Source organism: Ammoniphilus sp. YIM 78166 (assembly GCF_004522215.1).
Taxonomy (GTDB): Bacteria; Bacillota; Bacilli; order Aneurinibacillales; family RAOX-1; genus YIM-78166.
Genome location: NZ_SDLR01000001.1, coordinates 279,054 through 296,558, shown reverse-complemented (window position 1 = coordinate 296,558; position 17,505 = coordinate 279,054). Strand labels below are relative to the sequence as shown.

The 17,505-nt window shown below is 41.7% G+C and carries 16 protein-coding genes; 1 reads left to right on the top strand and 15 read right to left on the bottom strand.

The window, feature by feature from the left end; genetic code table 11:
* Positions 1–232: 232 nt before the first annotated feature.
* The 9 genes from modB to EIZ58_RS01335 all read right to left on the bottom strand — a co-directional run bounded on the left by modB (position 233) and on the right by EIZ58_RS01335 (position 9,965).
* On the bottom strand, positions 233–880 hold the full coding sequence (modB, locus tag EIZ58_RS01375) for a molybdate ABC transporter permease subunit (RefSeq protein ID WP_134698733.1): 648 nt from the start codon (positions 878–880) through the stop codon (positions 233–235).
* The gene (gene modA, locus EIZ58_RS01370; RefSeq protein ID WP_167577423.1) at positions 880–1,692 is read right to left on the bottom strand and encodes a molybdate ABC transporter substrate-binding protein; all 813 of its coding nucleotides are present in this window, start codon (positions 1,690–1,692) and stop codon (positions 880–882) included. The genes modB and modA overlap by 1 nt, the downstream gene beginning before the upstream one ends.
* 352 nt (positions 1,693–2,044) lie before the next feature.
* Complete coding sequence (locus EIZ58_RS01365; RefSeq protein ID WP_167577422.1) at positions 2,045–3,961, bottom strand: sigma-54-dependent Fis family transcriptional regulator; 1,917 nt, start codon at positions 3,959–3,961, stop codon at positions 2,045–2,047.
* A gap of 546 nt (positions 3,962–4,507) precedes the next feature.
* Positions 4,508–5,953 carry an IS4 family transposase gene (locus tag EIZ58_RS01360; protein ID WP_134698730.1) on the bottom strand — a complete coding sequence of 482 codons (1,446 nt, stop codon included), beginning with the start codon at positions 5,951–5,953 and terminating at the stop codon, positions 4,508–4,510.
* Positions 5,954–6,196: 243 nt separating this feature from the next.
* On the bottom strand, positions 6,197–6,364 hold the full coding sequence (locus EIZ58_RS33000) for a hypothetical protein (RefSeq protein WP_167577403.1): 168 nt from the start codon (positions 6,362–6,364) through the stop codon (positions 6,197–6,199).
* 107 nt (positions 6,365–6,471) lie between these two features.
* Positions 6,472–6,684, bottom strand: a complete 213-nt coding sequence (locus EIZ58_RS01350) for a hypothetical protein (protein WP_134698729.1) — start codon at positions 6,682–6,684, stop codon at positions 6,472–6,474.
* Between the two features lie 43 nt (positions 6,685–6,727).
* On the bottom strand, positions 6,728–7,606 hold the full coding sequence (locus EIZ58_RS01345) for a creatininase family protein (protein ID WP_134698728.1): 879 nt from the start codon (positions 7,604–7,606) through the stop codon (positions 6,728–6,730).
* A complete protein-coding gene (locus EIZ58_RS01340; protein ID WP_134698727.1) occupies positions 7,603–8,595 on the bottom strand; it encodes an aldo/keto reductase in 993 nt (330 codons plus the stop codon). The genes EIZ58_RS01345 and EIZ58_RS01340 overlap by 4 nt, the downstream gene beginning before the upstream one ends.
* 17 nt (positions 8,596–8,612) lie before the next feature.
* Positions 8,613–9,965: a hypothetical protein gene (locus EIZ58_RS01335; RefSeq protein ID WP_134698726.1), complete on the bottom strand. Its 1,353-nt coding sequence runs from the start codon at positions 9,963–9,965 to the stop codon at positions 8,613–8,615.
* A 203-nt stretch (positions 9,966–10,168) separates the two neighbouring features.
* Between EIZ58_RS01335 and EIZ58_RS01330 the strand changes: the two genes are divergently transcribed.
* On the top strand, positions 10,169–11,038 hold the full coding sequence (locus EIZ58_RS01330; RefSeq protein ID WP_134698725.1) for an AraC family transcriptional regulator: 870 nt from the start codon (positions 10,169–10,171) through the stop codon (positions 11,036–11,038).
* 152 nt (positions 11,039–11,190) lie between these two features.
* Here the strand turns inward: EIZ58_RS01330 and EIZ58_RS01325 are convergent, their stop codons facing one another.
* The 6 genes from EIZ58_RS01325 to EIZ58_RS01300 form a co-directional block, all read right to left on the bottom strand.
* A complete protein-coding gene (locus tag EIZ58_RS01325; RefSeq protein WP_134698724.1) occupies positions 11,191–12,474 on the bottom strand; it encodes a TRAP transporter large permease in 1,284 nt (427 codons plus the stop codon).
* Complete coding sequence (locus EIZ58_RS01320) at positions 12,471–13,037, bottom strand: TRAP transporter small permease (RefSeq protein WP_134698723.1); 567 nt, start codon at positions 13,035–13,037, stop codon at positions 12,471–12,473. Before EIZ58_RS01320 ends, EIZ58_RS01325 begins: the two co-directional genes overlap by 4 nt.
* Before the next feature lie 123 nt (positions 13,038–13,160).
* Positions 13,161–14,240 carry a TRAP transporter substrate-binding protein gene (locus EIZ58_RS01315; protein WP_134698722.1) on the bottom strand — a complete coding sequence of 360 codons (1,080 nt, stop codon included), beginning with the start codon at positions 14,238–14,240 and terminating at the stop codon, positions 13,161–13,163.
* Between the two features lie 248 nt (positions 14,241–14,488).
* On the bottom strand, positions 14,489–15,808 hold the full coding sequence (locus EIZ58_RS01310; RefSeq protein ID WP_134698721.1) for an ArgE/DapE family deacylase: 1,320 nt from the start codon (positions 15,806–15,808) through the stop codon (positions 14,489–14,491).
* Between the two features lie 121 nt (positions 15,809–15,929).
* The gene (locus EIZ58_RS01305; RefSeq protein ID WP_134698720.1) at positions 15,930–16,166 is read right to left on the bottom strand and encodes a hypothetical protein; all 237 of its coding nucleotides are present in this window, start codon (positions 16,164–16,166) and stop codon (positions 15,930–15,932) included.
* 55 nt (positions 16,167–16,221) lie between these two features.
* The gene (locus EIZ58_RS01300) at positions 16,222–17,502 is read right to left on the bottom strand and encodes a TRAP transporter large permease (protein WP_370297618.1); all 1,281 of its coding nucleotides are present in this window, start codon (positions 17,500–17,502) and stop codon (positions 16,222–16,224) included.
* Positions 17,503–17,505 lie beyond the last annotated feature (3 nt).

Here is a 17,505-nt window from a genome sequence, read left to right as displayed (position 1 = left end):
ATTCCCCTGTTTCCCCCTTCCTTTTATTAATAAATAGTCTTAATATCCCCCCTTTCAATTTAGCGTGCGGAGCTTATATCAATCGAGTTAATTGAATTATATTAATTATTAAAATCTAATTCAATGAAATTATTTTCATAATATGAAAAATAAAGAATTAAATAAATAAACAGAATAAATCCACGTAGGAAGATCCCTCCTTTTTAGAGCTTTCCTATGGTCCATTGCCCATTTACTGAAATCTTTGAGTAAGACTCAACAATGCAAAAGATAAAGCAACGATGCATAAAACCCAATAAGTCGCAAGAGTCATATTCCCCGATTCCGCAGCCATAAAGATTGCCGTTGGAATAGTCTCGGTTTTTCCTGGAATTGCCCCTGCAAACATTAAGGTTGCGCCAAACTCACCGATCCCCCGTGCAAAGCCCAATATGTACGCAGACAGAGTAAATCTCCACCCAATGGGGAAGGTGATATATCGGAAAACCTGCCATTCGTTGGCGCCCATTACTCTTGCCGAATCTTCCAATTCTTTATCGATGGATTGAAACCCCGTTTTTAGTGTCTGATACATAAGCGGAAAGGCTACAACACATGCCGCAATAACTGCTGCCCACCAAGTAAAAACGATGGATTGATGAAAAAGCCATTCAACCGTTTTTCCAATCCAGCTTTGTTTACCCATCAATATCAAAAGTCCAAACCCAACCACAGTAGGCGGAAGAACAAGAGGAAGCATAAGCAGCGTTTCCATGACCGCTTTTCCTTTAAACCGAAAACGCGCCATCCACCACGCGAAGATTAAAGCCATGATAAAAGCCGCAACACTAGCAACGAGAGTAACTTGCACAGAAATTCGAATAGGTGACCAAAATTCCATTACTTTTTCACCACCAAATCAAACCCACGCTTAGCAAAAACAGCTGCAGCCTCCTCTCCCCGAAACCAATCCAACAGGTTTTGAGCTTCTTCTGAGCGTGGAGAATTCTTGGTCACTCCAAACTGATAAACAATAGGCGAATGGCTCTTCTCATCAGCTATCGCTGCAATCTTAACGTTTTGAAATGCGGCTATATCCGTCATATATGCGATTCCTGCGTCAACATTTGCCGTATCTACGTAAGAAAGCACCTGCCGAACATCTTTGGCAAAAACAAATTTCGGTTGCAATATCTCCCAAATTCCGAAATGCATGAAAGATTGTTTCGCATAGATGCCTGCTGGTACGGATTCGGGATGTCCTATGGCAATTTTTTCAACAGTAGGATTTTGCAGATCCTCGAAACTTTTTATTTCATCTCTCGTATTTTTTGGAATGACTAAAACCAGTTTATTGCGTAAGAAATCAGCTGTATGGTTCGAATCGATTACTCCTTTCCAGACTAAATCGTCCATCTGTTTTGCAGCAGCAGACATAAACAAATCGGCAGGTGCACCTTGTTCAATTTGTTTTTGCAGTGTCCCTGATGAACCATAACTGACCACTAGCTTCTGTCCGGGATGAGCAGATTCATACATTGGCGTTAATTCTTTCATAGCGTCAGCTAGACTTGCGGCTGCTAAAACAAATAATTCAACGGAATGATCGTATTGGCTAGCGGAATTTTGGGTCTTCCACGCACTGCAACCAGAAGTACATAATAATATAGCGAGTACAATACACATGGATGAAAGACTAGAAATCCATCTCATTCTGCTAACCTCCAAATAGTATGGCTTTAACCTATTCAATTTTGGTCTTATTATGCTCCACTTCACCGATGATCCACCTGCCTTCTCGTGAATGAACCGATTAGTTAAATATGTCATTTTGCATTTCTAATAAGCAAAAATCGTGCCAATTATTATCGGAGATAGTCGTATGCAATAAAGATTAACAATAGTAGGGTTTTTCGGTATTATTAAAAATATATAAATACTTAAAAGTATGTCACTGAATGTTCGGTGACCGGACACTTGATATCAAAGGCTCTTGAAGGCAAAAAAAAATAGGCTACTTTCTGAATGGTGAGACTCCAAGAAAGTATCCTACATTTACCAAATATTATGAATCTATTTTGTACTTTTCTAGTTTTCGATAAAGTGCACTTCGTGAAATATTTAGCTTTCTAGCAGCTTCTGCGCGATTCCCCTTCACTTGATTCAGCACCAAGCGAATTTGTTTTTCTTCGGTTTCTTCTCCTTGTATACCTAGTCTAGCTCTATCCATTTCCAAGAACTGTTCGACATGTTCGGCATCAAAAATATCTTCATCATGTAGATAGGTAATGCGCTCTATAATACTTCTAAGCTCTCTTAAATTACCTGGCCACAAATATTTTTTGAATCCTTCGATGGCTGCAGGAGTGAAAGTAATAGGTTTTCGTTCAATAGGTTTACACGATGACGTAACCATCATTTTAATTAGACCGTGTAAATCTTCCAGTCGTTCTCTCAAAGATGGAATATTGATGGTAAAGGTACTAAGACGGTAATATAAATCATCCCGAAATGCCTTTTCTTTAACTAATGACTTTAAATCTTTATGCGTTGCCGCTATAAAACGCACATCGACGGGAATCGGTTTTGAACTTCCCACTCTAATAATCTGTTTTTCCTCAAGAGTTCGAAGCAGAACAACCTGTAAATCGAGAGGCATATCAGCAATTTCATCTAAAAATACGGTTCCTCCATTGGCGGACTCGATGATTCCACGGTTCCCCTGCTGCTTAGCTCCAGTGAATGCTCCTGCATCATATCCAAAAAGTTCTGCAGAAATGAGCTCACGAGGAAATGCAGCACAATTGATTGCAAAAAAGGGTTTGTTTCTCCTCGCACTCTCTTCATGAATAGCTCTAGCAAGAAAATCCTTACCACTGCCAGTTTCCCCTTGTAACAGAATACAAGCACTACTCTTTGCTACCCTTTTTGCTATATTTATAGTCTTTAGAAAGTGTGTATTCTGAGTCTGAAATTTAATATCTATCTGTGATTGGTTCTCTATCGGTGACTCATTTAGATGGAAATATTTTTTTTCACTTTCTTGTTGTTCTTTTATAAATACTAGGGTGCCTATATTACTACCACTAAGGGTTAGTTCTTTTGATTCTATGAAATATGGCTTATCTTGAAGTATGATTTCCCCTGTTTCCCCATGGCATTTTTGAACATGATTCAATATAGAAAAGGATTTTAGATTAGGATTATCTCTTTCGTTATCTTCCTTAAGAAGATTGACAAAATTTAAAGCCACTTTATTTTTATGAATAACTTGACTGTTTGTATCAAAAAGGATCACTCCCGTTGATTCTAGATTAGTATTGCTGGAATACTCAAAGGTTTGATCAATAATCTCTTGTCTGATTTTGGATTTATAATAACGTATCCTTTCCGTGATGGCCTGAGCACTTGCAACTGAAATCGAATTAATTTCTCGCATATCACTTTTCGATTCTGTTCGACAAATATCGAAAACACCAAAAATTTCACGGTCTACAATGATAGGACAAGCAGCCCCACCCCAAATTTGAAAGCCTTTACAATAATTCTCATAGGTAGAGACTGCTATGGCGGAGTGATTTCTCAAGGCCATGGACAGTGCAGTCGTGCCCACATGATCCTCCGTCCACTTAACTCCTGGGTAAATACCTTGACGATCGGCAAATTTTTGTGCTTTTTTATTTGCCATCGTTTCTAGTAAATATCCCTCGGAATCTGCAAGTACTAGAATATAACCATAACGACTACCAGATAACTTATTAGATAAATCTTTAATTACCGGTAAGGCTGCATTGAGTAATATTCTATTACTTTGTTTTCTTTTACTGAATTCATGTTGATCGATAGGAAAGGAAACACTCTCTAATTCATACGGTACTCCTAACTGTTTACATCTATTCCACGACTCAAAAACTTCTTTCCTTACGCTATTATCTTTTTCCCCATAAAGAACAAATCGTTCCCAACTGGATTGAAGTTTCAATTTGATCCCTCCAAGCTCCCTTTGAAAGTTCACTATAGGATCGAGCGCATAGCGAACTACTCTACACATTTTTAAAAATTCCTACTCTTATACATTTTATAGTATCTTTTTCCTTTAATCTAGGGAAAAATATTACAAAGAGAATCTCAAGTGATGTCAAATGTTAACTGCAAAGTGGATTAAAGATTTTCTATACTGTAATATAATGGAGTTTTTGGTATGCTCCTTATTGCGACTGTCCTAATAAATCTTTTCGGCTTTCATACCATTAAATACCTTTATATCTATTCCTGTTTTGAACGGAGGTGTATTTTTCTTGACGAAAAAGTATTTACTCTTTCCGAAGCTCAAGAGCTACTGTCCCTAAGTTGAGTAAAGCACTAATGTGCTTTACTCAACTTAGGGACAGTCCCCATATCCATCAAGTTAGCATTAAACAATTTTTCATTTCTTTCAGGATATCATCTTCTTCTCATATTTTTAGGTTCGGTGTATAATTTTGAGCATACCCAAACAAGCCTTAGGTAGGCTTGTTTTTTTCTGTTACTACGCAGCGATTTTGGACTCTTTATGTCTATGCTCATATACTACACCCAATATGTCAAAAACCGTTTTCTTCGTATAACGATGGGATTTTCGAGCATTCTTTTCAATCATGGAGGAGACCTTAAGTAATACTTCCTTTATTTTTTCGGTTCCCTCACTTCTTAGAGTACTATCTATTAAGCTAAAGTACTGCTTCATGATGTCCATCGACTTTAATTCACTGATCTCTAGTTTCTTTCTGCGAAGGAGGATTTCCCTCATTTTAAATATGAGAGAAGAACTGAGTAGAATCGCTAGAAGGGTTCCATAGAGGTGACATAGAAATCGTTCCTCTTTCATCGGTTTTGCTTTATGAATATGAAAGATGGATTTCCATGTATTAAACACGATCTCAATTTGCCAACGTAAGGAGTATAGATCATAGATATCTTCCTTAGGTACTACATCTTGAGGAATATTCGTGATAAAAGCATGCAGAGCGTCTAACTGTTTGGTCTCATCGGAATAAGATTTTGTTTTCGTACGCTCTTTTTTGGATCGTATGAGCTGGCGCTTCTTTAGCTGTTCATCCGTTAATTTATAGAGAATGAGCCTGGTCTTCAACTTCTTTTCACGGCCAATTAAGACTTCCGGAATTTCTTTTACTTCTCCCGATTTCATGGAATCCATCATTTGTTTCAAATTAATGGGATTATACAAGGAAGATTTTTTGACACGGCCATCTAATAAATATTGAACTTCTCCCGAGTTTCGGGTGAAGACGTAAGTCTTAGGCTTGATTCGGCTAATAAAGTAAGCTCCAAGTTGATCCATTTGGATGAAATCGTCAATTTTAAAATAACCAAGATCACGTAAACAAAGGTCATTCTTCTCAACTGTTTTTGCTTGTAAGGTACCTAACTCACAGTCCGAAGTTTTTCCACTTTCAACATCAACGAGTAAATACTCACCACTGATCAGATCATACTCCAACTGAATCTTCATTCCTGCTTTGTCCGGGGTACAATTTGTTGCAGGATAAGAGGAAGCATAATAAGCTGGAAGCCCAAAAGCAGTGGCGTCTAAGATTCGAATGCGAGAAAAATAATGGTAGGGCTTACTCAGAGAAATAGCTGACGAAAGTTTATTGTTGCATAATGTTGCAAACAGGGTTCGAATAAAGTTGACCAATGCATTGGTAAATCGTTGATTAAGTCCTTCTGTACTTAGGGAGACATCGAAGTGAGCATCGAGTACACTACATAAATTTGTCAATGATTTAGAAGACGCCTCATCACCTAGGTAAACACATAATGAAATGAGATCTTGTGCTTTTATCTTTCGCTTTCGTTTGATTACTCCAAGATTCCTTGCCAAATGCTCTAATTGAGCAGGGGAAAATTGACGATACAACTCTGTAGCCAACAGTCTCAATTCTTCATTAATAGAAATTGGAATAGGTTTCATAGTAGACCATTCCTTTCATAGAAAAATAGTTTCCCTATAAAAAGAATAGCCCATTTTTTAGACTTTGAGATTACTTATTCCTTAAACTTGATGGATATGGGGTCAGCCCCAGTGGTCTTACATCGATGTCACAAAGTGGTATTAGTTAAAAAATTTTACATTTGCACTTTGTGCTATATTGAAAAAAGGAGAGTAAGGTATTGAATGACCTTGTTCCCTTTTTTTTACATTTTTTAATGTTTTTTAGTAATTCCCTAGTTTATTCTCATTTCTTCTTTTTGTTTTGTAGGTCTTTTCTTTTACCAAAGCAACAGTTCCAAACCATGGTATTTCCTTCTCTAATGGAAGAGGAACCTTTTGTCTTCCCTTTGATTTTTTCTTTTTTCTGTTAAGTTCGGTTACTTTGAACATGATGTCAGAGGGCTTCACCGCCTCACTTTCGCTCAACGGTGCCTCTCAGGCTACGGGAGTCTAGTCTTTTCTCCCGGTCGGACTTTCACCAACTAGATAATGTGTCCTTACCTGGACACGCCGATTCCCCACCGTCTAAGATAAATCCTTTTGAATTCTTGAATACCTAGACTCTCATCAAATAAATTCGTGACAAGAACTTCCTCATTGCCGGAATCTAATAGGAATCGAAGAACCCGTACTTTTAGGACTTTCCCTTTCACCTTGATTTCTACGACTTGATCTGGAGAAGCTCCTGTCACCGCAAAGTCATAAGACATCCCCTAATCTCAGGGAAGTCCTATTGTGGATAAAATTGAATTTTTATTCCAACTTGCCGTATTCGTGCACTTTCCAACGTGAACTAGCCGTTACGGGCGGCTGATTTCTACGCGGGTGCAAACAAGTCCAATCTTCCGGCGAGTTGACAATGTCCTGCCATATATTTTCAATTTGCTCATACCTAAGCGGAACGAAAGCTTCTTCTTCCAGCATCGGCTCGACAGAAATACTCCCTACAAGAGCGGACAGAGCATCAACGCAGGCAACCATAATTTCCGCACCGTAGTCCTGCGAAGCTTCAGAGGCAGTTGCTGCAAGTGCAAGTCTGCAGCCAGTCCCGGCGAATTTCTCCAAATCCCTTAATGTAAAATCGATCAAATCCGGACGAAGATACATGAGAGTGGAAATTTCATATTTTCCCGCATGATCCCCTGCATAGCGCCCGGAAACCAAGTCGAAATCCGTACCGTACCATACATACATGCCAGTATGCCTTGAAAAGATTCCGGCAACTTTGCGCAGATCATCCGTATGTGCCCCTCCGTGACCAGATACAAGCATCGCCGAACGGAACCCGGCATTGTAAAAAGCGCGCAGTTGGTACAACAGCATCCGAAAAAAAACGGACGGAGCAACGGAGGTCATATGCGGATTTGTCTCTCCGACCTGTTCTTCCAGCCATCGCGCCGACGGCCCCGTTTCATGGATGTGATAACCGCTGACAGGGGCCACGATGCCCCCCATCCGTTTTGCAGTTTCCACGCAAATATGCTCCGCTTTGAAAATATCCAGACCAAACGCGCTGATTTGTCCGTGTGGCTCACACAGCCCAAGCGGCATGTACACTGTTGGGTTTGCCCTTAACCTGGCCTTGAATTCGAACGGGAACAATTCCGCCCATAATACTTTCATTTTATTCATACATGTCGTCTCGCTTGGTAAAAGTTCTTAATAAAACGATGCTTGTGCCTCAGTTGCTCAAATACCTCTGCCGGGAGCGGAGTAGAGCCTGCCGCCGCGATGTTTTGCACCGCATATTCGTGAACGTGCATGGAGGTAAGGGCAACGCTAATCCCGGGGTGGTGCAGGACAAACTTGATCGCAAGCTCAGCCAAACTATCAGCATGTTCAGGAATAAACGGCTTTAACCGATTCACACGCTCGATATATACCTCTCTCGGTACACAATCAAAGTACTGATACCTGTAGTCCGTTTTCTCAATTTCTGTTTCCATGCCGATAGCACCCGTCAACCCGGCCTCGTCCAGAATCGCTCGGGCAATAACGGCAACACCATTCTCCTGACAAATCGGCACAAGACAGTCCAAAGCCAGCGGATCAAAAATGTTAATGATCGTCTGAACGGAGTCGATGAGTCCAGAACGGACGAGCTGCAGCGCCAGATCGTGTCGATGGTCCGGCAGCGAAATGCCGATATGGCGTACTTTCCCCTCTTCTTTAAGGCGCAGCATTTCTTCCATCCAGTCATCATTCGACTCCCAGGCCCAGTATTGATGCAGCTGAAGCAGGTCGATCTCTTCAACACCGAGCAGCTTGAGCGACTGCTCCGCGCTGGCGCGGATCGAGCCTTTCGGATAGGCGTATTTAGCGGAAACAGGCTCCTGCCAGCCAAGCCACGGTGCATCGACGGGTGAAGGAGTTGCCAGCGCTTTTGTGGCGATAAAAGGTTTCTCCCCCGGCCAGGTTTGCAACGCTTTCCCGATCAGTTCCTCCGATTTCCCGTACGCTCTGGCCGTATCGATAAAATTCACACCCTGCTCCAAACAACTGTGCACGGATCGAATGAAATAATCGTCGTCATAATAGCCGAACACGCCCCCTAACCCCATCGCACCGAAGCCAATCCGAAATACTTGCCGACCCGATTTCACAAATTCACTGTAACTCATCACTTTCCTCCCTAATTTCAATATTTGTCATAAGCTAGCTCAGACGTATGGAAGCCGCAAAATACAGGAAAGTTTTTGGCCAGCTTAGCCATTTCTTCGGGAGGGACGGTTTGCAGTTCAGTCAAGCGCCGCATCCTTGCCATTTCAGCCATCTCTTGAAACGTGATGATCATATCCGCTTTTTTGTACAATTCAGGGCCCCAAGTCGTTGCAAAATCAATATGCCTTCTTTCATCAATCAAATCGAATTCACAGGTGATAGCAGAGAGAACATCGCCGAATTTCCAAAAGGCTTCAGCCGATTTGCGCTTTTTCTTAAATCCGCAAGCTTCTCCCAGCATCGTCAGGTTGGAATACAGCTCTGTGAAATGTTCCTTGACATCCTGTTTACCCGGTCCCCCTACCCACTTGAATTGGTCGACCGAGTATCCCCATTGCTGCAAGCGGCGCATCCCCATCTGGCTGTGCCGGAACTCATCCCACATGTGGCGTGCGAGATCAAAGTAAAACGGCAGAGGCATCCGGTCGATATAATAATAAATGGAAGATAACGTCTCACCCGCAAAAAGCTCTGTGGCATAGATGTAAATCATTTGTTTCACACTGTCGTGCAGCACCGACATGCTAGTATCCGTATATGATTTTTGTGGCCTTTCTTCTGAATATTTAGGAAACTTCGGTTCTAGCTTCGCCTTCTCCGGAAGCGGGCCAGCAGGATCCTTCACCAGATGTGTTGGCCATACAGCGGCCGCTGCCTGTGCATCCGAACCCGAGTTTGCCTGGAAAATCGCCCATACGGAAGCAATATACTCTTCCCATTCGAGCAACTGCCGTGTTCCTTCTTCACTGTTGCCTTGCCCGAACCGCGTTTGTTCCAAGACCCAATTAAATGTCGAATGCCTCTCCATAAGAACAATGTTGAGCTGATCAATAGTAGGAGCATTTAAAATGGGATCCAATCTCATCATCAACTCATCATACTGAGCGTACAATTGCTTCAATATAAAAAGATAGCTGACAAAAAAACCATATTCATTTGCCGCGCCGAAAACTCGTTCAAACGTCTCGCGGGTCATGTCGGACATCCAATCGCTGTCATGAATCCCGCCGGGCAGTTCCTTAATGCGTTCGTACAGACATTTTACATTGCGATTGTGCAAGTAGCTTAAGCTGCCAAGCCTCACTTTCTGATCATATACGGGAATCGCCGGTATCCAGCCGGCAATCAATTTCGACAGAGCTAACTCCTGCCAAAGCAAATGCTTCAGTTCATTGCTCGTATCTACTGGCCTTAAGTAACGCTTCTTCAGCACGCTTTTATCAGCTGCCGTTTTTTGTTGCAATCCTTCAAAATCTTTTTCATCTCTCATTAGAATTCCCTCCATTTGTCATAAGTTGAACAATCCCTTTCTCAAGTGGAAAAGGCAATTTCTTAAAGGTGTATTTTCACATTCATCATAACACCAGCCGAGAACCACGTCTTATCCTGCTGCGGCAAAAAAGTTGCAATTTTGTACGCGAGCGTTTTCAGTTATAATAGAGTAAACAAACTAACCCGGAAAGGAGAGATGGGATGTTTTTCGAGGATGTTAAACTGGAAAAGGAAGTGATTTTTCAAGAAAAACGGGGAGATTTGGAGAAACATGAACTTCATATTCATGATGTGTTGGAATTTCACATTTTACTGGAGAATGAAGCGAAGTTTCAACTGGCCCATAAACAATATGATGGCAAGCCTGGCGACGTTTTCTTATTTCGCCCGTTCGAACCGCATTGGAATTTTGTTAAGCATCCCAACAGACCCATTCGGTGGATCAGCCTTCTGTTCTCTCCTTCGATCGTACGGTTTATTCCCAATGGATACCGACTGCTTACTCCGTTTTACGCAGTGGAGGCTGTATCCCCTTTGATTCCCGCATCTTCACCGTGCGCAAAGGCGATTCATCAGTTGGCCAGTCAGGCTGTCGAAGAACAAAAAATGAAACCTATCGGCTGGGAAGCGAAGCAGTTTATCCTCTTCATCGACATTTTGCTTCATACGCTCCGCCATACGATAGAGTGTAAGCCTCTAGATAACGGGGGATCACGTAATCTCGGTGATCATGCAATCGACCAAGGTATTATCCAAACGATCGAATATATTTTGAGCCATTTCACAGAAGAAATCGATGTGGAACAACTTGTTCGAATGACCGGGCGTCAGCGAACGTTCTTTTATCGAAAATTTAAAGCTGTCACTGGAATAACGCCAAATTTGTTCATTCACCGCCTTCGCATGCAAGTAGCCCTATATTTGCTCGGCAATACAAATAAGTCGATTACTGAGATCGGCTATGAATGTGGATATTCATCCATCCATTATTTCAATAAACATTTTAAAGATTATCAGGGTATGTCGCCTCGTGAGTATCGAAAATCGGTAAATCTGATCGATGCCCCTTAAACGAATTACTTTGGGAATAAAATTGGATTTGCATAAAAAAAGACCACTCAACGAGCAGTCCCAGTCCTTTCCATATATCCTCCTACCATCTTCCTCAGTGATTCCCTTCACCTTATCCCATTTACCTTCACGCCTCTCATATTCCGTTCATATTACTTCATAAATGATGGAAGCCATGTGGATAAGGCAGGTATATAGCTGATAATTAAAACATCTAGAGTTAAAATACCTAAGTAGAACAATACAGGACGAGTCAATTGACTCATTTTTATATTGGCAATATGACAAGCCACAACCAGATTCGTTGCTACCGGTGGAGTTAACATTCCAATCGCTACGTTAACCACCATGATGATCCCGAAATGAATGGGGTCAATCCCAAATTGAAGAGCAACAGGCGCTAATATGGGGGCAACAAGAATGATGGTAACATACGCTTCCATTATTGTTCCCACAATAAATAAAAAGATATTGACTAACAGTAAGAATACAATGGGACTGTCTGAGAATTCTGCAATGGCTTTTCCGAGTTTTTGTGGAACTTGTTCTATAGTTAAGATGTAAGCAAAAATCGAAGCATAGGCTACAATCAACATGAGAATAGAAGTGGAAAGTATGGATTTTGAAAAAATGGGCATTACATCTCTCCATTTGATCTCGCGATAAACAAACTTGCCAATGATAAACGCGTAAACTACCGCAATGACAGACGCCTCAGTTGGCGTAAACCAACCTTTATAGATGCCGCCGAGGATAATGAATGGCATGAACAGCGCAAGAAACGCGTCTGCAAATGCTTTCCACAGCTCTCTCAACCACTCACGTTTGCTTTGACGGCTGACAATTTCAAAACCTTTCACTCTCGCAACAATGATAATCGTCAATATGAGGGAAAGACCAATTAAAATACCTGGAATAAAACCGGCCAAGAATAGGCCTCCAATGGAAACATTCGCAACCAAACCATAAATCACCATAGGAATAGACGGGGGAATGATAACCCCTAATTCACCGGCCGCGGCACATGTAGCGGTGGCAAAATTCTTCGGATACCCCTTTTTCTCCATCGCCGGTATCAGCGTTGTACCAATCGCGGCGATTGTGGCGGAATTCGAACCTGATATCGTTGCAAAGAACATGGATGTTAATACAGCCACCGAACCAAGACCACCCCTGAACCATCCCACCAAAGCATTCGCCAGATTAATGAGACGCCTGGACATACCGCCAGTCTGCATCAACTGGCCAGCCAAGATGAAAAAGGGAACGGCCATCAGAACAAAGGAGTCCAACCCTTCAAAGATGTTTTGAGCCAAAGTAATGAGAGGAACACCTTTCACTTGTAATGCCACCAGGGATGCGAATCCCAGACAAACCGCAATGGGAACGTTTATAAATAAAAAGACTGTAAAAGCGATGAATAATATAGAAATCATACGGACGCCCCCTCGCCATCCTTCTTATAATTGGTTATAGCATCTTCTACTTCAAAATCTATCATATCAAGAATTTCTTTTTTGTTTATGTAAATATCGATCAGCAATGTAATCACATTCAAAATTGTCAAGGCTGCCCCAATGGACATGGCGGAGTATACATAAACCATCGGTAGTTTCAAGACCGGAGCCGTTTCCAGAAGTCCTAATTGCGCCATTTCTAAACCAATAACGAAAATGTAAGCGTAGAAAATAATAACAACAATATAAGAAGCTGTTTTTATTTTTTTGCCAACCCAAAGCGGAACGGCCTTAACCAATGCTTCAACAGCAAGCGAATCACCTTTACGCGAAACAACGGCTCCACCGATAAAAACGGACCAAATCATGAGATACCGCGCCAATTCCTCCGTCCATGGCATAGATGCATCAATGTGCAATGCGCCGAGAACAAAACGTACGAATACTTGCAAAAAAACTACTACAGTCATGGCAGCCAAACCTAATCCAATAAGAAATTCCAACACTCTGTTCAATTTGTCTACGAATTTTACGAACAACAAGATATTTTTCAACTCCTATCTGTTACGTTTTCAACTCCGCATAATCGGAACCGTCACTCCATCATGCGCATATCTCCCCCTGATCTATCGTGTCAGGGGGAGATAAAAAAATGACTTGTTGTTCTACTTTTTCGCATCCATAATTTCTTTGTACAGAGCGTCGCCGTTTGGAATCTTTTTTAACAAGTCTGACCGTGCGGCTTCAGTTGCTTGAATCCAAGGCTTTGTATCGACTTCTATCACTTCAGTTCCCTTTTTCTTCATTTCCTCAAGCGATTCAGTATACGACTTCTTAAAGGTCTTAATATTGAATTGGGCTGCTTCTTTAGCCGCTTCCTGCATCACTTGCTGCAAGTCTGGAGAAAGTTTATCCCAAGTCACTTTGCTTGCCATGAAAGCAATAGGCATATAGTGCATGCGCGTTAATGAGAAATATTTTGACGTTTCGTAAAATTTATCCAAAATAAATTGATCGGGTGACGTATCCGCACCATCGACAACACCTTGCTGCAAAGCCAAATAAAGTTCGCTATATGCCAGCGGTGTCGGATTTGCTCCAACTGCCTTAAATGCATCAACATATCCGGAACTTTGAATGACACGCAATTTAAGCGTTTTTATATCCTCTAATGTTTTAACCGGCTTTTTGGATGTAAAAACGTTGCGTTCCAGTGAAGCGAACCAGGCTAAACCGACGATATTTTGATTTTGCAGCATGTCAAGAAACTTCTCTCCTGTAGGACCTTGCAATATTTTATTTGCTTGATCATCACTATCAAAAAGATAAGGCAAATCAAAAATGCCCCATTCCGGAACAGAGTTTGTCATTGGTGCTTGTGATGTAATCAATAAGTCTTGCGTACCCGTTTTTAGGGCCTGTATCATTTTGACTTCGCCGCCAAGCTGTGATTGCGGAAAGAGTTCAACCTCGATCTTTCCTTTGGATTTCTCCTTTACCAATTTCGCAAACTCAAGAGCCGTTAATTGATAATGGTGATCTGGAGCATTTACATGCCCTAGTTTCATTACAACTTTTTCTCCGCTTCCCGAAGGTTGACTCGTTGTATTTACCGATGCAGGAGTATTGGCTGGCGCAGAAGCATTCTTTGATGTTGAAGCCGGGTTCCCACCGCAACCTGCCAGAAGCACCAGTATTGAGAGTGCGGAACTAAGTAAAACATTCAACTTCCTTCCTAACTTCATGAGAATTCCTCCTTTTATGCACCTCTTATAAGCGCACCCATAATCATCGGCAAGATGGTCGGCGATCCCGCAACCTATCCCTTTTAGATGACTAAAGCGACTTAACCTGAAAGTCTCATGTTCCTTCACCTCCTTTCAAAACAACTTTCACATTTTTTCGAACACGTTTTCGTAAATCCGTAAAAAAAATCTATGAAATTCCAATACTATTTTGACATGAATTTCATAGTTACCTATATCAAAACTCTTTACTCGTTCACACCGCAATATGTAACGATAAATGCCGCCAACTCTATAACCGCCTGCTTCAATTCTGCAATGCTAACCTTTTCGTCAATTTCATGTGCATTTTTGAGATTTCCGGGTCCATACATAATGGATGGAGTGTTTCCCCACATCATGAGAGTCATGGCATCACAAGCACTTTCAAACCCGCGAATGACGGGGTGTTTACCTCGCATTTTTTCGATAGATTCAACCAAAGTTGTTACGAGGGGATCCTCTAATGGAACAGAAACAGGAAAAGTATCACTGAAAGGTGAAGACACAACGCTTGGCATATCATCTTTCAAAAATGGATGATGAGAACACCATTCAGCCATAAAGTTCTCAAATCGTTCTTTAATCACGTTCCGTTCTTCTCCGGGAAGGACTTCAACCATAAACATTATTCGGGCTTGGTCAGGCACAGCTAAAAAGTGAGGCTTACCTGCTTCAACAAACCATATATTATCAACCAATGCCGGTGTAGGGAAAATTTCACTATCCGAATATAGAGGGTGGGAACGGGTTTCTTTTGTTCGTATTTCTTCAAATTTTTTTAATCCCTCTTTAAAATAGATGGCATGATCAATGGCACTTGCGCCACTCCACCACAAACAACTATGAGTCGCTTTTCCTGGAATCTGTACTTGATAAATTTGATTTCCTTTATGGCCAGCACATACGTCCAATTTAGTAGGTTCAAGGACAACGGCTCCATCCGCTTTATAACCCCGCAAACAACAAGCAAGTGTGCCGTTATGAATCCCATTTTCCTCGGCTACTACACTTTCCACGATGACGTCTCCGGCAAGTTTAATACCCGCACGATGAATGACTTCGACAGCCATCACCATCACGGCAATTCCCCCTTTCATGTCACAAGCGCCGCGTCCATATAAATACCCGTCTTTAACCGTCCCGGAAAATGGAGGGTATTGCCATTTGGTTTCGTCTCCTCTTGGAACAACATCCATATGACCGTTCAAAATAATGGATCTGCCGTTTCCAGTCCCCCGACGAACAGCGACAACATTCGGACGATTCTCATAATTTTGATCACACTTCCATCCGGGGTGTTTTTCAATATCTGGAACCTCCGTTGGAAGAAAAACATCAACATAATCATAACCGCCTTTTTCTAAATAGGCGGCTAAAAAACGCTGGGCTGGTCCCTCATCTCCGGAATTTTGCGTTATTTCGCTGGGATGCTGGATTAAGGAACGTGTCAGTTCAACGACTTCCTCTTCCAATGTTTCAGCCAAAGCTTTCACTTTATCAACAGCAGTCTCTATAGCGTTACTCATAGGGTCTCCTCCTAATAGACTAGTAGCTTCACTTTGTGGTAATCGAATTAGATCCTGCACCCTTCATTTTCATCGCTAGATATTAAGCTTTTGAAGTGTTCTCTCAATAGTAGTCCTATTTCTATCTATATATCATCTTGCAATCTTCTTCCGTGATCTCCTGCAGCTTATTCCACTTCCCATTACACCTCACATAGTCTATTCGCACTTCGCCCATTACGCTAATCAGCGTACCATCCGATGCATGATTAGGCGCATCGTCTAAGCTAGTGAACCAATTAGGTTCCAGCTTGAACTGGGCCGTCTCTCTCCACCATAACCATACTCGTTCCCATCGTTCGTATGAATGTACATCCATTTAAATAACCTCCTGGTAGGCCTTGTGATTTTTTATAGTTTGTTTTTTCCCATTCCTACTTCATTAATGATGGAAGCCATGTGGATAGTACTGGGACATATGTGATAATTAATACATCAACAGTAAGAATAAATAAGTACAACAATACAGGACGGGTCAATTTACTCGCCGGTATATTAGCAATTTTACTGGCTACTACGAGATTTACGGCTACAGGTGGAGTTAACATTCCGATCGCTGCGTTTACGATCATGATGATCCCAAAATGTACAAGATCTATCCCAAAATGCGCGGCAACAGGAGCTAATATGGGGGTAACAAGTATGATCGTAACCAAGCCTTCCAATAACGTTCCCGTAATAAATAGAAAGATATTGACTAACAGCAAGAAAACGATGGGGTTATCTGAAAATCCCGCAATGGCTTCTCCCAGTTTTTGCGGTACTTGTTCTTTCGTTACGATAAAACTAAAAATCGAAGTATACGCTACAATCATCATAATGACAGAAGTTGTCACCATGGATTTGGAGAAAATGGGCAATAAATCTGTCCATGTGATCTCACGATAAACAAACAAACCGATGACCAATCCATACAGAACTGCGACAACAGAAGCTTCTGTTGGTGTAAACCAGCCTCTATAGATCCCCCCAAGGATAATTAATGGCATGAGCAAGGCTAGAAAGGCGTCTGAAAATGATCGCCATAACTCTTTTAACCACTCTCGTTTGCTTTGGTTCTGAACAATATCAAAACCTTTTACTCTTGCCACAATGATAATCGTGATGATGAGTGAAAGCCCGATCAACAAACCAGGGATAAAGCCGGCCATGAACAAACTTCCAATGGAAACATTCGCAATTAAACCATAAACTACCATTCCAATGGACGGTGGAATAATAACACCTATTTCACCGGCTGCGGCAACTGTAGCTGTCGCGAAGGGCTTTGGATACCCCTTTTTTTCCATCGCCGGTATCAAGGTTGTGCCAATCGCCGCTGTTGTTGCAGAGGATGATCCTGACATCGTGGAAAAAAACATCGCTGCTAACACAGAAGCGGAACCCAGACCACCCCTGAACCACCCCACCAGTGCGTTGGATAGATTAATCAGACGTTTGGAGATACCACCGGTTTGCATCAAGTTACCTGCCAAGATAAAGAAGGGGACAGCCATCAGAACAAAGGAATCTAAACTTTCAAACACAGATTGAGCCAAAGTAATCAGAGGTATACCTTCGATTTGCAAAACGATCAAGGAGGCGAATCCCAAACTGACGGCTATCGGAACGCTAAAAAATAAAAGGATTGTTACGGTGACTAATAATAATGTAATTAT

Excerpts from the sequence above, each read along its gene's own strand:
- modB (WP_134698733.1), bottom strand. The coding sequence starts at position 880 with ATGGAATTTTGGTCACCTATTCGAATTTCTGTGCAAGTTACTCTCGTT.
- modA (WP_167577423.1), bottom strand. The coding sequence starts at position 1,692 with ATGAGATGGATTTCTAGTCTTTCATCCATGTGTATTGTACTCGCTATA.
- EIZ58_RS01360 (WP_134698730.1), bottom strand. The coding sequence starts at position 5,953 with ATGAAACCTATTCCAATTTCTATTAATGAAGAATTGAGACTGTTGGCT.
- EIZ58_RS33000 (WP_167577403.1), bottom strand. The coding sequence starts at position 6,364 with ATGTTCAAAGTAACCGAACTTAACAGAAAAAAGAAAAAATCAAAGGGA.
- EIZ58_RS01350 (WP_134698729.1), bottom strand. The coding sequence starts at position 6,684 with ATGTCTTATGACTTTGCGGTGACAGGAGCTTCTCCAGATCAAGTCGTA.
- EIZ58_RS01345 (WP_134698728.1), bottom strand. The coding sequence starts at position 7,606 with ATGAATAAAATGAAAGTATTATGGGCGGAATTGTTCCCGTTCGAATTC.
- EIZ58_RS01340 (WP_134698727.1), bottom strand. The coding sequence starts at position 8,595 with ATGAGTTACAGTGAATTTGTGAAATCGGGTCGGCAAGTATTTCGGATT.
- EIZ58_RS01335 (WP_134698726.1), bottom strand. The coding sequence starts at position 9,965 with ATGAGAGATGAAAAAGATTTTGAAGGATTGCAACAAAAAACGGCAGCT.
- EIZ58_RS01330 (WP_134698725.1), top strand. The coding sequence starts at position 10,169 with ATGTTTTTCGAGGATGTTAAACTGGAAAAGGAAGTGATTTTTCAAGAA.
- EIZ58_RS01325 (WP_134698724.1), bottom strand. The coding sequence starts at position 12,474 with ATGATTTCTATATTATTCATCGCTTTTACAGTCTTTTTATTTATAAAC.
- EIZ58_RS01315 (WP_134698722.1), bottom strand. The coding sequence starts at position 14,240 with ATGAAGTTAGGAAGGAAGTTGAATGTTTTACTTAGTTCCGCACTCTCA.
- EIZ58_RS01310 (WP_134698721.1), bottom strand. The coding sequence starts at position 15,808 with ATGAGTAACGCTATAGAGACTGCTGTTGATAAAGTGAAAGCTTTGGCT.
- EIZ58_RS01305 (WP_134698720.1), bottom strand. The coding sequence starts at position 16,166 with ATGGATGTACATTCATACGAACGATGGGAACGAGTATGGTTATGGTGG.